This window comes from Pantoea sp. X-Soil-OKNW-556 (assembly GCF_059730695.1).
Map to the genome: position 1 here is coordinate 2,929,445 of NZ_AP035990.1, position 13,924 is coordinate 2,943,368.

The 13,924-nt window shown below is 52.7% G+C and carries 10 protein-coding genes; all 10 read right to left on the reverse strand.

Annotated elements, in window-relative coordinates:
• Positions 1-149: 149 nt before the first annotated feature.
• The 10 genes from galE to wzc all read right to left on the reverse strand — a co-directional run bounded on the left by galE (position 150) and on the right by wzc (position 13,921).
• Positions 150-1,163 (reverse strand): UDP-glucose 4-epimerase GalE, encoded by a 1,014-nt coding sequence (galE, locus tag AC6I8T_RS13800; RefSeq protein WP_497834038.1) that lies wholly within the window; start codon positions 1,161-1,163, stop codon positions 150-152.
• A 47-nt stretch (positions 1,164-1,210) separates the two neighbouring features.
• On the reverse strand, positions 1,211-2,107 hold the full coding sequence (gene galF / locus AC6I8T_RS13805) for a UTP--glucose-1-phosphate uridylyltransferase GalF (RefSeq protein WP_208723989.1): 897 nt from the start codon (positions 2,105-2,107) through the stop codon (positions 1,211-1,213).
• Positions 2,108-2,382: 275 nt separating this feature from the next.
• On the reverse strand, positions 2,383-3,723 hold the full coding sequence (locus AC6I8T_RS13810; RefSeq protein WP_208723988.1) for a lipopolysaccharide biosynthesis protein: 1,341 nt from the start codon (positions 3,721-3,723) through the stop codon (positions 2,383-2,385).
• Positions 3,720-4,943 carry a glycosyltransferase gene (locus AC6I8T_RS13815; protein ID WP_208723987.1) on the reverse strand — a complete coding sequence of 408 codons (1,224 nt, stop codon included), beginning with the start codon at positions 4,941-4,943 and terminating at the stop codon, positions 3,720-3,722. Before AC6I8T_RS13815 ends, AC6I8T_RS13810 begins: the two co-directional genes overlap by 4 nt.
• A gap of 4 nt (positions 4,944-4,947) precedes the next feature.
• On the reverse strand, positions 4,948-6,210 hold the full coding sequence (gene wcaK / locus AC6I8T_RS13820; RefSeq protein WP_208723986.1) for a colanic acid biosynthesis pyruvyl transferase WcaK: 1,263 nt from the start codon (positions 6,208-6,210) through the stop codon (positions 4,948-4,950).
• Positions 6,211-6,365: 155 nt separating this feature from the next.
• Positions 6,366-8,576 carry a phage tailspike protein gene (locus AC6I8T_RS13825; RefSeq protein WP_208723985.1) on the reverse strand — a complete coding sequence of 737 codons (2,211 nt, stop codon included), beginning with the start codon at positions 8,574-8,576 and terminating at the stop codon, positions 6,366-6,368.
• A gap of 65 nt (positions 8,577-8,641) precedes the next feature.
• Complete coding sequence (locus AC6I8T_RS13830) at positions 8,642-9,676, reverse strand: glycosyltransferase family 4 protein (protein WP_021185974.1); 1,035 nt, start codon at positions 9,674-9,676, stop codon at positions 8,642-8,644.
• Positions 9,677-9,714: 38 nt separating this feature from the next.
• Positions 9,715-10,467: a glycosyltransferase family 2 protein gene (locus AC6I8T_RS13835; protein ID WP_021185975.1), complete on the reverse strand. Its 753-nt coding sequence runs from the start codon at positions 10,465-10,467 to the stop codon at positions 9,715-9,717.
• Positions 10,468-10,537: 70 nt separating this feature from the next.
• Positions 10,538-11,455 carry a glycosyltransferase family 2 protein gene (locus AC6I8T_RS13840; RefSeq protein ID WP_208723984.1) on the reverse strand — a complete coding sequence of 306 codons (918 nt, stop codon included), beginning with the start codon at positions 11,453-11,455 and terminating at the stop codon, positions 10,538-10,540.
• A gap of 288 nt (positions 11,456-11,743) precedes the next feature.
• Positions 11,744-13,921, reverse strand: a complete 2,178-nt coding sequence (gene wzc / locus AC6I8T_RS13845) for a tyrosine-protein kinase Wzc (protein ID WP_497834039.1) — start codon at positions 13,919-13,921, stop codon at positions 11,744-11,746.
• Positions 13,922-13,924: the final 3 nt, after the last annotated feature.

The window sequence follows — 13,924 nt, forward strand, 5'->3', positions numbered from 1 at the left end:
TGGGGACAACAGCTAGGGATTTTGGCATGGATAGGTTCTTACATGCAGAGCCAAAACCGAGTCGATAACCACGTCCACAGGACGTGGTTTTAAGCTAGCAATAAAAAAAGCCTGTTTATTAAACAGGCTTAGAATTTGATGATATTTAATTAACGAAACCCATTCGGGTTCTTTGACTGCCAGTTCCAGGTATCACGCATCATCTCATCGATACCCCGAGTCACACGCCAGTCCAGCTCGCTATTCGCCAGCGAAGCATCCGCCCAGAATGCAGGCAGATCGCCGTCGCGACGCGGCTTAAACTCAAACGGAATCTGCTTACCGGAAGCCTTTTCAAACGCGTTGATCATCTCCAGCACCGAGAAACCTTTTCCGCCGCCGAGATTATAGGCTTTATACCCGGTCACTTTTGGCAGATGGTCGAGCGCTTTCAGATGGCCTTCGGCCAAATCGACAACATGGATATAGTCACGCAGGCAGGTGCCGTCAGGCGTATCGTAGTCATCGCCAAACACGCCCAGTTTGTCGAGACGACCGATGGCGACCTGAGCAATGTACGGTAACAAATTATTCGGAATGCCGGTTGGATCTTCACCAATCTCACCCGATTCGTGCGCACCTACCGGATTGAAATAACGCAGCGCAATCGCATTGAAGCGGTTATCCGCTTTGGCGAAGTCGCGCATCACCAGTTCAATCATCAGCTTTGATGTGCCATAGGGGCTGGTGGTGCCGCCAATCGGGGTGGTTTCCACATAAGGAACCGGTGCATCAGCGCCATAGACCGTCGCTGAAGAGCTGAAGATAAAGTTCCATACACCCGCGCTGCGCATCTCTTCCAGCAACACGACGGTGCCTGCCACGTTATTCTCATAGTATTCCAGCGGCATACGGGTCGACTCCCCCACCGCCTTTAACGCAGCAAAGTGGATGACAGCCGTAATTTCATTGGCGGCGAACAGATCGCGCAAGCACGCACGATCGCGAATATCACCTTCAACAAACACCGCCTTTTTGCCCGCCAGCTTTTCTACGCGGTTAATCGCTTCGCGCGAGGCATTGCAAAGGTTATCAAGGACTACAACGTCGTCACCGCGCTGCAACAGCGCCAGCACCGTGTGAGAGCCAATGTACCCCGCCCCACCCGTTACCAAAATAGCCATGCGTACTCCTTTAAGCCGCGCAACCGCGCGGCACATAATGAAAAGGGTTATTTCGCCAGGATTTTCTGAATAGCAGCGCGGAAGTCACGGCCCTGGCTGTTGTTACGCAGGCCATAAGAGACGAATGCCTGCATGTAGCCTAGTTTACGGCCACAGTCGAAGCTGGTGCCAGTGAGCAGCGTCGCATCTACCGGTTTTTTCTTGCCAAGGGCGGCAATGGCGTCAGTCAGCTGGATACGTCCCCAGGCACCCGGTTCGGTGCGTTCCAGTTCAGCCCAGATATCGGCAGAGAGGACATAGCGACCTACCGCTGCGAGGTCAGAATCCAGTGTGTTAGCCTCTTCCGGCTTCTCGACAAAATTGGTGATAGTGCTGACGTCACCTGGGTTATCCAGCGGCTGTTCAGTGGTGATCACGGAGTATTCAGAAAGATCGGCACCCGGCATATGTTTTGCCAGTACCTGGCTGCGACCGGTTTCCTCAAAGCGTGCCACCATTGCGGCAAGGTTATAGCGCAGGTGATCGGCGGTGGAGTCGTCCAGCAGAACATCCGGCAATACCACTACAAATGGGTTGTCGCCAATCATCGGGCGAGCGCACAGAACCGAGTGGCCTAACCCCAGTGGGTTTGCCTGACGTACGTTCATGATAGTTACGCCCGGAGGACAAATCGATTGCACTTCGCTCAGCAGCTGACGTTTAACACGCGCTTCAAGTAACGCTTCCAGCTCATAAGTGGTGTCAAAGTGGTTTTCCACTGCATTTTTGGAAGCATGAGTGACCAGCACAATCTCCTTGATGCCTGCAGCCACGCACTCATCAACGATATATTGGATCATCGGTTTGTCGACGACAGGCAGCATTTCTTTCGGAATGGCTTTCGTCGCAGGGAGCATATGCATACCGAGACCCGCAACCGGGATTACAGCTTTAAGCTTGGTCATATTTATTCCATTTCATGAAGTGAATACGTGGGGTCGATTATGCAGGATCGGCCGGAACAGCAAGTATAATCTTTATCTGAAAAACCGGCACTAACTCTCTGTCACAGCATAAAAAATCGCTTTTTTCGGCACCCACCGATGCGCCAGTTGGCAGGAAAATTAAATCGCTAAACCACTGTAAAACAGTAGAAGGGATCAGAGAAAGTCAGATTTAATAAGACCAGTCATTTTCAGACAGATCGTGAGGTCGCGGCGCGAAAAATCGCGCCGCCAGATTAGAGCCAGCCCGCAAACCATTCCGGCATCACGAACAGGTTGAAATGGTTAACCAGCAACATCAGGCCGACAAATACCACCGAGACGGAGACCCACTGACGGGCATAAGGCATAAAGCGGATGCCAATCACCGGCTTGATGAAGAACGGATGGGCAAAAGCCGAGATCAATACCTGAGAAATCGATAACGTCAGCGCCACATAGATGACGTTCGGCCAGATCAAGGTGGTCGCCAGCACGGCCACCACCACCAGGCTGGCAACGATATTCCAGTAGAACTCGACGTTGGTCCGTCCATTGGCCTGAGAAATTGCGCCGGTCAGGCCGCCCATCGGACGCAGCATGCCAAACAGCAACATCAGCGGGATCAGATGGTAAACCTGCTCATGGGAAGAGCCGTACAATACCCGGACAATCACCGGTGACAGAATGCCAATCGCCAGGTACATCACACTGCTGAACAGCATGATGACGAAGGTGCCTTTCAGGAACAGTTTCTTCAACTGTTCAGGATCGTGCTGTTTCTCGGCAAAGCGCGGCAACGCCAGACGGTTGATTACCGGTGAAACCAGCTTCAGCGGTTGCAGAATCAGCTCTTTAGCCAGCGAGTAAATCCCCAGCATATCGGCCCCCATCACCTTACCCACAATCAGCGCATCTGCCTGGGTACGCAGTTGGTTGATGGTTTGCGATCCCAGTTGATAGATACCGTAGCGCACTGCCGCAATGAAGGTTGCCCGGTCGAATTCCCAGGTTGGCCGCCAGGATTTTTCACCGAAGTAAATCATGCAGAGAATACGCGTGAAGGCTGCGATGAACAGACCGAGGATCGCCGCGGCCACCGTCAGCGTGGTGAAATACAACATCGCCACGGTACACAGGAAGGCAAACAACTTGGTGACCATCTCAATCTTCGCCAGCGTCACCATGCGTTTGGTTTTGACAAAATGCGCCTGATATTGCGACAGATGCCCCAACACGAGGAAGTTCAGGCTGGTGAGCATAATCAGCCCGGTCAGCTCCGGCAGATGGTAGAACCAGGAAACCGGCCAGGCAATTATCAACATAATCAAACCGGTACATAAACTAAGCGAGACGTTAACCCAATAGATGGTGCTCTGCTCACGGCGTGTAATGTCCTGACGGTGCACGAGGTAACTGCTCATGCCCATGTCCTGCAACACCGAGGCAACCGCCAGAATGGCGTTAATGATCGCCAGTAATCCCAGCTCATGCGCCTCCAGCTTACGCGCCAGGACGCTGAGTTGTAACACCTGCAACACCGCAGCAAAACCGGTGCTGCCGAGTAACCAAATGGCTTGCGACTTTAATCCGCTCACACTATGCGCTCCAGAATCTTGGCCAGCTCGCCATAGGCGATATGTTGATTAAACTCGGTTTCCACTTTATGGCGCGCAGCGGCAATTACCGGTGCAACGTCCACATCCCCGCGCGACAGGCGTAATAACGTTTGCGCCAGCTCATCGGGATTGTTCTCAGAAACCAGCCAGCCGCTTACGTTGTTCTGTATCAGCTCTGGGATACCACTATGGAAGGTGGAGACAACCGGCAAACCTACTGCCATCGCCTCCATCAGCGCCACCGGAATTCCCTCCATATCGCCATCCGCCGCCGTTTTAGACGGCAGCAAAAAGATGTCTGCTTCGTTCAGCGCCTGGCGAATCTCGTCCTGTGGTTTAAAGCCCGGCATGCTGACGCAATCTTCCAGGCCTGCGCGCGCAATGTGCTCACGCATCATGCCGTCCTGCTCACCGTTACCGATAATGGTGAACTGGAACTGACCGCCCTGATCACGCAGGATTTCACTGGCTTTCACCGCCACATCCAGCCCTTTTTTCTCAGTCAGACGTGCCACGGAGACAATGCGCAACGGCGAATGAAAAGCGGCACGCGGGCGGAAATTAAACTTTTCTGGCTCGATGCCCATGCGCGTAACATGAATTTTCTCCGCCGGGCAGCCCATCTCAATTAGCTTGTTCTCCCACAGATGGCTGATAGGTAGCATCAGTTCGCTCTGGCGGAACAGATTGACGTAATCCAGCTTGTGTTCCTCGAGGATATGACGACGTGAGATGTCGGCACCGTGGAACACCGTCGCCTGCTTGCCTTTCAGTACGCCAAGTTCACGCAATTTATTCGCCAGCGCTCCGGCATAGCCGAAATGCACCAGGAAGACATCAGCGACAAAAGGTTCTCTGGTATTGGCGACAATCGCCGGCAGCAGCAGTTTGCTGGACTGTGCGCCATAGCGGCGCACATTGAGGGATTTGATCAGCGAGGGCTTGGCAATTTTCGGCAGCATCAATCCGATACGCTGCGTAAGCTTATCGAGATTCGATACTTTCTCTTCCGGCAACAGATAATGTGTTTTCGCCACCAGATTGTAATCATCGAACGCGGCATGACGGTTAATCATGTCGCCCGGAAACACGGAGATCACCTCCACGTCATAACCGGCATCAATAAAATGCGTCACCTGATTGAGGACAAACGTCTCAGAGGCAACCGGAAAACGCATGGTGAAAAAGGTCAGCTTCATCACTTCACCCTAAGACGTTAAGAATTTCTTCAGTGATTCGGTTACCAATCTCACGTTCCTGTGCCACTGCTGCGTCAACTTTCTGTTTCACGTTGTCGTAATCCGCCAGTACGGTGTGTACCTTATCGATGAGTGAGCCATCCATCAGGCTTTTCACATCGGTCGCCATTTGCGGCAGGCCAAGCTGGTTCATCACACCCAGCGACTTGTGCTCATAATTGATGGCGACGGCAGGGGTACCGAAATTCATCGAGATAATGGCGGAATGCAGGCGAGTGCCGATCGTCAGATGGCAATGACTTAATAATATGCCGAGTTCGAGGTCGTTAAATTCGTCCATAATCACATGATAATGCTCAGGATGATCAACGCGATCGCGCAACTGTAGCGCCACCATGCGGTCATCTTTGGCATAACTGTCGATGCCGGTACAGGTCGAGAAAGCCACCACCTGATAACCCTCGGCGATCATCGCGTTAATCACGCGACCAAACGCGGCTTCATACTCTTTCTGCGTCACGCCAAGACGTTTGTCGAACGGTGCCAGCTCACGCACGGTGATGGCTATCGTTTTGCGCGCGCTGATAATCTCTTCCCAGTGCAACAGGTTATGACTGGGGTTCGCCACTGCGCGGGCCTTAACCAGAAAGGCTGTGTCAACGCCCTTTTTCACCCTGCTGGTGGTCACGCCATCTTGCTTCAGGCGATCGAGACTCACCTCTTCGCGCAGCACAAGGCTATCGACACGGTCAAATACGAAGTTCGCCAACGCATTCACACGCGGATTTTCAAACGGCCCGACCGAATGGCCGATCATATGTAGCGGTTTTTTTGCCATCAGCGCACACAGCGCATGATCGAACTGCGTCACCCCATACAGATCGACAAAGAAAGAACCGCCAACCTGAATAACGGCGTCATAAGAGGCAAGACTTTTGGTGAATTCAGCCAGATGCGGCGGCACGGAGAACGATTTATACAGCCCACCTTTGCCGAGGTGCGCCATCATAATCTCCGGCATCAGTCGGTTTGCAACTTTACGCTTGACGCTGCCCACCAACCCTTTTGCTGATTTGCTGTTGTGCAGAAACAGGGAATCCTGCTGAATCTCATGCTGCAACAAATATCCGGAGCTGGTTGGATAACGACTGATAACGTCAATATCCAGATCACTACGCGCAGACTGAAGCGAATCGATCAGTCCACGTAAAATCGCGCCATCCCCACGATTTCCACAGGTATGGTTACCCACCAATAAAATCTTCATAAAAACTCCAGATAAATTTTTGTAATTCTACAAACCGCCATTTCCTGAACTGGCAAAGTGAACTCTGTATTAAAAAGACTGCAATAGAGGCGAAACGCCTGGAAAAGACCTGCTCCTGGCATTCCGGCCGCGTCCCGGTGCGGCCGGTTTAATCATCATGACTTGATAGCGAAATACGGCAGTGCGCACGGCTCCCCATTGATAACCACGGAGACATACCCCTTTGGCTCGCGCGTATCGACCTGCTCGGGCTTGAGCGGGCGTGACGCCATCAACAGATCCCCTTGTTCATTGCCGCCAATCCCGGCCTTACCGTTATGCAGGCTGAAACGCTGTGGAGCGGGCTTGCTGCCGTTGGACGGATTGCCCTGCGTCATGCTGGCATCCACCCTGGCGCAACGACCGGCGAGGAAGCGATCCTTGCCGGTGCTTTTGATCAGCACGGCGCTGGTTGGCGTCCAGCCCGCCAGTTTGACGAACACTTTGGTATCGGTATCGGTGCGTGGTTCAAAGCGCACCTCAACCACGGGTGAACTGCCTTCAGCCGACCAACTGGCTTCCGCCTTATTGGTTTTGCGTTGCAGATGGATCACCGCCCTGCCGCCGGTCCCTTTACCGTCGATTGGGTTCATTAGTGGCTGATTGTCGGTGCCATTGCTAAACTGCGACTGACCAAACACTTCAATTTCCCAACTGTCGCCCACCGTCGGCGAGTAGAAGTTGCCCAGCTCAAACCAGGTTTCCTGATTGGTGTTGTTGGTCAGTCGAAAGCGTGAGGTGATGTAGTTGTATTTCAGGCTGCCATCGATGGCGACGCCGTAAGACTCAACCCGCGTGGAACCCATCTCCCAGATATTCAGCCAGCGTTCGCCTTCGAGCGAGTTGTCGATCCAGCTTCCGGCCTGCAAATTGGTCTGACGCATATTCAGCCGCGAGTTACGAGCGATCAGCGGGTTCTTACAATCCTCAAGACTCAACGCATCAATGATCCATTGCCCGTTGGAAATATCGCCCGGATGTTCGGTGTGCTCGATCCAGCCGTTGTGAATAATCGACTGGCTGCAACGCGGCAGATTCAACACCATGCCACCTTTACAATGCTGAGCATTAAAGTTGGAAAGCTCAATTGCGGTGCTGTGATCCCAGTTACCGGCTTTCTGCCCGGACCAGCTGGCTTTGATCACATCGCCGGTACAGGCGTTGGCATACCACTGGTCAATTTTGCAATCCAGCGTATCGAGCAGACTCAGCGAGACGCCACCCACCTGGTTAAAGCGCAGACAGGCACCACGGAAGAACTGCCCCCCCGGACAGGTGTTGCGGAACAGTCCCTGCCTGTTCGGGCGCTTGTCAGTGTTGCCGTTAAAAATCAGGTTAGAGATTTCGGTCCAGCGCGCATTCACCTGGAACAGGAAGTCGGAACGTCCGTCAGATACCAGCGTGGTGGCCGGAAAGTAGCCAAAGTTGACCATCGCACCAGAGATGCGGAAGAAACGCTGCTGCTGGTCGCCAAAATCGCAGCCAGAAACAAAGAACGTGCCCGCCGGGAACTGCACGCATATCGGTTGATTCGCATCCTGCGACCATTGATACATCGCTTTGATGGCAGGCGCAGTATCGGTTTTGCCGTCGGCTATCGCGCCGAAATCAAACAGCGTCAGGCGATTAAAATCGTCCACCACACGACGCCAGGTAAAACCCTCACCGGCAAATATCACGCCGCTATCGTCTTTACCCGCGCCAAACGCACCAACAAACTCACCGCCACCCACTTCCAGCCCTTCATGCCAGCTTTTCAGCTTGATTTTGGCACCGGCAAACAGTGGGCGGGTTTTGCGCAACTCCTCCACCGACGGGATCTCGCCAATCAGCTGATAACCGTTCGGCTGCGCCAGACGCTGGCTGAAATTGCTTTGGTTCGGGCGGCTAACGTCATCAATGGAGAACAACGTGTTGCCATTGCTGTCCTCCACTGCCATTGAATGCGCAGGATCGGCAATCAATGCGGCATTATCGTGAATAAATTGCGCAAAGTTGCCCTTATTCAACGCAATCGGCTGACTAATTTGGGACACTTTTCCGCTGGCGTCGCGCAGATAAACCGGGATTTGATTCCCCGCTTTACTGGCATCGCTGCCCGCTTTACCAATCCACAATTTGCCCTCGAAGTTCTGCCAGAACTGCGGCGGCATGGTGTAAACATTTTCCGGGGTGAGAATCGGTACATCCCCCTGCGGTACGCTGGAGGGATCCACCGTTTTCAGCGCCGGCTGGCCACTTTTTGCTGCGTAGCTGGAAAACGCACTCACCGAGAGTGCGGCAACAATGGAGGAGGCTGCGGTTTGCAAGACTTCTCTTCTTTTCATGCGTCAAATTCCGTGGTCAATGGGCGGTGAAAGTATCCCCGAGGCACGACAATCGTTACGGCTTGCTAAACAAGCGCCAACCAGCTTTGTTTGATCTGTTTACCGTCAAACTTCAGCGCAGTGTCTTTGGTTTTTTCGCTCATGGCATAGAACAGGGCATCGTTGCTGGCGAGCTGATCCATGCGTGCCAGGAAGGTGGCTTTATCGTCCATCGGCACCAGGAAACCATCTTCGCCCTGATTGATGATCTCCTGCGGTCCGGTCGGGCAGTCATACGCCACCACCGGTAACGACCAGGATTTGGCTTCCAGCAGCACCAGCGGCAGCCCTTCATAGCGCGAGGTCATCAACGCCATGTCACTGTCACGGTAGTAATCGTTGATGTTGCTGACTCGGCCGACAAAATTGACGCTATCGTTAAGACCCAGCTGTGTCGCCTGCTCCTGTAACGACTGGCGCAGTTCACCGTCGCCAGCAATCACCAGCTTCCACTCCGGGTGGGTTTTGCTGAAATCGGCCCAGATATCCAGCAGCAAATCGAAGCCTTTCTGGTGTTCAAGACGGCCAATGGCCAGCGCCTGCCGACTGCGTGCATTACGCTGGAATGATTTGTACACCACCGGATTCGGGATCTGCTGGCTGGGAATGTTCCAGCGGCTGAACACCTGATGATCTTTGTCGGTCAACACAATCACCTGGTCATAGAAGCGCAACAGCAGCCATTTCAGCAGTTTGATCGGTTTACTGAATGAGTTGATGGCGATGTGTTCACAGGCATAGGCCTTGAAGCGTTTTTTCTTCATCGACATCAGATTCCAGAACGCAAACATCACGCTGAGACGCCCCATGCTGATCAGGAAAACGCTGTCGAATCCCTCCTGCTGGATACGCGCCACCGCACTTTTAATCGGGTTTTTATGCCCGGCGAAACTGACGATCTCTTTCGCATGGGTGAATGGATAGAACGGCTTACCACTGCCCTCCAGCGAATACACGGTGACATCATGTTGCTCGCCGAGACACTCGGACATAAAGTTGCAGATGTTTTCCGTCCCCGCGTACGAATAGGCATCCTTAATCACCAGAACAATCTTTTTCATGAAACGCTTTCCACCTCAAACGTAAATGATGCCAGCTATTAACGATGCTTCAGGGTGAAAAGCACACCATTCACCATATACCAGCCGTAATAGTAATAAATTTTTAAGGGATTGTTTTTATAGATAATTCTTAATAATTCCAGATGCCATTTCGCTGCTTTGTTTTTATTACGAGACAGCGAATCGCCCAGTTCGTAATAGTTCACCAGCGTTTTCTGGATCACCCTGGCTTGCCTGTAGCGGAGAAACAGTTCGTAGAGGAACAGGAAATCTTCATGGCCTTTACGCTGGAAGAAGATGCCCTGCGGGGGACGGCGGAAACAGACGGATGAGAAGCAGACGCGATACTGCTTCTTCACGAAGTTTTCCTGTTGCAGATAGGGTTTGCTGTAGTTGATGTCGTGATCAGCGCTTTGGGTTTTGTAGTGATAATGGGTAATGACGAAATCGTCACCTGCCGCCAGCGCGGCGGCCTGCTCCGCCAGTTTTTCCGGGTGCCACTCATCATCACTGTCGAGAAACGCAATGATCTCTTCCTGCGCGGCGCGCAACCCGACATTACGGGTTTCTGCGGCCCCGAGGTTCATCTCATTATCCAACACAGTGATGCGCGCATCCTGGCAGTGCTCACGCACCAGCGCCAGTGAGTCATCGGTCGACTTATCGTTGATGAGGTAGATGTGCCAGTCGCTATAGCTTTGATTCATTACCGACTGCACGGCACGCAAAATGGTCTGACGTGCGTTATACATCGGCATGACAATGCCAATGGTGCCAACATGATTTTTCATCTGAATACCCGTGAGAGGAGATGACAGGAACCAAAAAATGCTCCAGAGATCGGAGCCAATAAATACGCAATCAAGAAACGGCTCTGCTGCCGAAAAACCGGGCTTTCACCTTATCCATCAGGCGGCTGAGAAAGTAGGCCTGGTTGTCCTTGTTGGTCAGGAAGAAGTAGCGCGCAAAACTGAGGCTCGCCTGCAATGAATTGCCATCCATTTTGTAGCGCAGTGGCAACTTGAACGCTTTGTAGGTGTGGATATCACGCGCAGTCAGGTAGGGTTTCATGGTGTCGAGCCAGAAGAAGGAGTATTTCACCGACTCCCCTTTATGTTTCGAACCGAATTTGGTCACCAGATGGTAGGTCGCCAGCGGCTTATCGATCATCACAAAGGTATAACCCATGCGATCGGCGCGGATGCAAAAGTCGTAATCCTGATGGCGGATATAACGGGCATCAAACTTGATCTTTTCAGCATCACCACGTCTCAGCACGATGGTACTGGTCTGAATAAAGCCATAGCAACCAAACAGATATTCAGCCACCGTCTCTTTTTTGCCCGGCGGTTGCATCGGCATGACTTTCAGGAAGCTGCCATCCTGATGGATGTTTACCTGGCTAAAGATGACATAGCGGGATTTGCCCTGCGCCTCAAGGCTGGCGATGGTGCGGCTGACTTCCAATAGCTTGTCCGGATGCCACTCGTCATCCGCATCAAGGAAGCTGATAAAATCACCCGTGGCAAGTTCAATGCCCTTATTACGCGCACCCGCACCGTTCAGTTTGACGTCCGACAGTTCCAGCCGGATATCCAGGTCCTGATAGCGATCGCTACGTACCACCTGCGCCAGTTCAGTCGCATCGGCCGATTTGTCATCCACGATGATGACCTCAAAATTGCGATAGCTTTGCGCATTGACGCAATCCAGCGTGGTCACAATCGACTTCGACGCGTTATAGGCGGGAATTACAATTGAGAAACGGATGTCCTGCATTGCCAGCACCTCTTAAACAGCTGTTCCAGGGTTAACGGTAACCTCTGCGGGCTGAAGAGAGGAATTGGCTTTATTCCTAAAAATCATAGCGTTAGTTCCATTCTTCATTTGCAGATACGTACCATTACGGAATTACTTAAGCGTGTGCTGTGTGTAACGTCATGCCAGACGGCATGAAAAAAATGAACGGCATCAATTCATCGCGCATTTAAAAACCAGGGCGCGCGATAAATCGCGCCGCTACATAAAAATGGGGCGGATAAACCGCCCCGGAACTTTGCGTTTTAATTAGCTTTTCGTTTCTTTGCCGTATTCGTAGTTGTAGTAGTCGTAGCCATAACCGTAGGCATTCGACGCTTTACGTACGACGGCGTTGAGGATGACGCCTTTAATTTCGATACCGTTCTGTGCGAAACGACGGTAGCTGACATCCAGTTCCTTGGTGGTGTTGGTCTCGAAGCGCGCCACCATCAGTGAGGTTCCCGCCAGCTTACCGATAATGGAGGCATCGGTGACGGCCAGAATCGGCGGCGTATCGATCAACACCAGATCATAGTTCTTACCGGCCCACTCCAGCAGCTCACTCATGCGGCGGTGCATCAGTAACTCTGACGGGTTCGGTGGCACCTGACCACGCGGCAGGAAATCAAACCCATAAACACCTTTCTGAATCATGGCTGGCGAGAATTCAGTCTTACCCGACAGCACATTAGACAGACCAACCTTATTCTCCGCACCGAGCAGTTCGTGGGTATAACCACGACGCATATCACCATCGATGAACAACACGCGCTGACCGGCTTTTGACACCAGCGTCGCCAGGTTGGCACAGATAAAGGTTTTACCAATACCCGGGCTGGCACCGGTGATCATCAGGATGTTGTTCTTCGCTTCCATCATGGCGAAATGCAGGCTGGTACGCAGGCTACGAATCGCTTCGATGGAGAGGTCAGTCGGGTTCCCCAGCGCCAGCAACGTATTGTGCGGGTCGCTTTTCTCTTTGTGACCACGACGCGCCAGCGCTTCGGTGTCCTTCTTACGCTGCCAGTCCGACAAGGGAACACTGGCGTAGACATTCATGCCCAGCTCTTCCAGCTGTTCCGGGTTCTCGATACCGTGGTGGAACAGCGCTCTCAGCAGCACCAGACCGACTGACAACATCAGACCAACAATCAGGCTGGCGGCGATAATCAGCAGTTTCTTCGGTGCCACAGGTGACGCGGCCGTCTCTGCCTGGTCGATAATACGCACATCGCCAACGGTACTGGCTTTACTGATACCCAGCTCTTGCTGACGGTTCAGTAACTGCATGTAGATTTCCTGCCCTGCCTGCACATCACGGGTCAGACGCAGAATCTCCTGCTGGGTTTGCGGCATCTGGGCAATTTTCTTGTTCAGATTGGCCTGCTCATTTTCCAGCGTTTTGCGTTTTTCCAGCAGCGCGCGGTACGTCGGGTGATCTTTGGTATACAGCTGTGACACTTCCGCTTCACGGAAGGTCAGCTCGTTAAGCTGGCTCTGGACGCTGACAGACGAGTCCAACGCTGATTTCGCTTCCAGCGACATATCCACCGATTCGTTTTCACGGCGGTAAGCGTTCAACTTGTCTTCTGCCACATTCAGACTTTCACGTACTTCGGGCAGCTGATTTTTCAGGAAGTCGAGGCTCTTCGCCGCCTGCTCCGATTTGCGATCAACGTTCTGCAACAGATAGTTGTTCACAATCTGGTTCAGTACACGACTGGCCTGATCCTGGTCTTCGTCCTGGTATTCCAGACCCAGTACGCCGGTATCTTTCCCTTTATCAGCCACGGTCAGGTTAGCCAGCACCGCTTTGATCGCCTGCAGATCGCTCAGCTTGGTGACATCAAAGCTGGTGCCGGTATCAGCCTCAATACCGCTTACCAACATGGTCACTTCGCCGTGCTGCTCCAACTGGCCCACGCGGCCTTTGAACAACTCATCGCCGTCGCTGGTAACGGTGTAGGTCTGCGGACCCGTCACTTCCAGCTGTACGGTGCGTTTCTCAATTGAGCGCGGAATTTCCAGACGGGTAATGGCGATTTGCGCGGGTTTGTTGCCCATCAGGCGCGACAAACCTTTACCAATAATCGGGAAATAGTTTTGTTGCACCACGGTATCCAGACCGAGGTCATTTACCGTCTTACCCAACACCATGCGAGATTCAAGAATCTGAATTTCGGTATCTGAAGCCGGGGTTGAAGGAATAATGTCCTGTAAGTCATTCAATACCGAGTTGGTATTTTTTTGCTCGACCTGCACCATAGCATCGGCGCTGTAGATCGGTGTCGCGAACAGTGTGTAAAGGGTGCCCGCTAGCATGAAGAAGGCGGTGACAGCGACAATGATCCAGCGATGGTCAATGAGCTGTCCCACAAGATGCGCCAGATCCCATCCATTCGAATCCTCTTTCGGCGCTGTCATAACCTTGTTTTTTATATTCATGGA

What these genes read in the sequence shown, in the direction of transcription:
- galE (WP_497834038.1), bottom strand. Translation starts at nt 1,163, where the DNA reads ATGGCTATTTTGGTAACGGGTGGGGCGGGGTACATTGGCTCTCACACG.
- galF (WP_208723989.1), bottom strand. Translation starts at nt 2,107, where the DNA reads ATGACCAAGCTTAAAGCTGTAATCCCGGTTGCGGGTCTCGGTATGCAT.
- AC6I8T_RS13815 (WP_208723987.1), bottom strand. Translation starts at nt 4,943, where the DNA reads ATGAAGCTGACCTTTTTCACCATGCGTTTTCCGGTTGCCTCTGAGACG.
- wcaK (WP_208723986.1), bottom strand. Translation starts at nt 6,210, where the DNA reads ATGAAGATTTTATTGGTGGGTAACCATACCTGTGGAAATCGTGGGGAT.
- AC6I8T_RS13825 (WP_208723985.1), bottom strand. Translation starts at nt 8,576, where the DNA reads ATGAAAAGAAGAGAAGTCTTGCAAACCGCAGCCTCCTCCATTGTTGCC.
- AC6I8T_RS13830 (WP_021185974.1), bottom strand. Translation starts at nt 9,676, where the DNA reads ATGAAAAAGATTGTTCTGGTGATTAAGGATGCCTATTCGTACGCGGGG.
- AC6I8T_RS13835 (WP_021185975.1), bottom strand. Translation starts at nt 10,467, where the DNA reads ATGAAAAATCATGTTGGCACCATTGGCATTGTCATGCCGATGTATAAC.
- AC6I8T_RS13840 (WP_208723984.1), bottom strand. Translation starts at nt 11,455, where the DNA reads ATGCAGGACATCCGTTTCTCAATTGTAATTCCCGCCTATAACGCGTCG.
- wzc (WP_497834039.1), bottom strand. Translation starts at nt 13,921, where the DNA reads ATGAATATAAAAAACAAGGTTATGACAGCGCCGAAAGAGGATTCGAAT.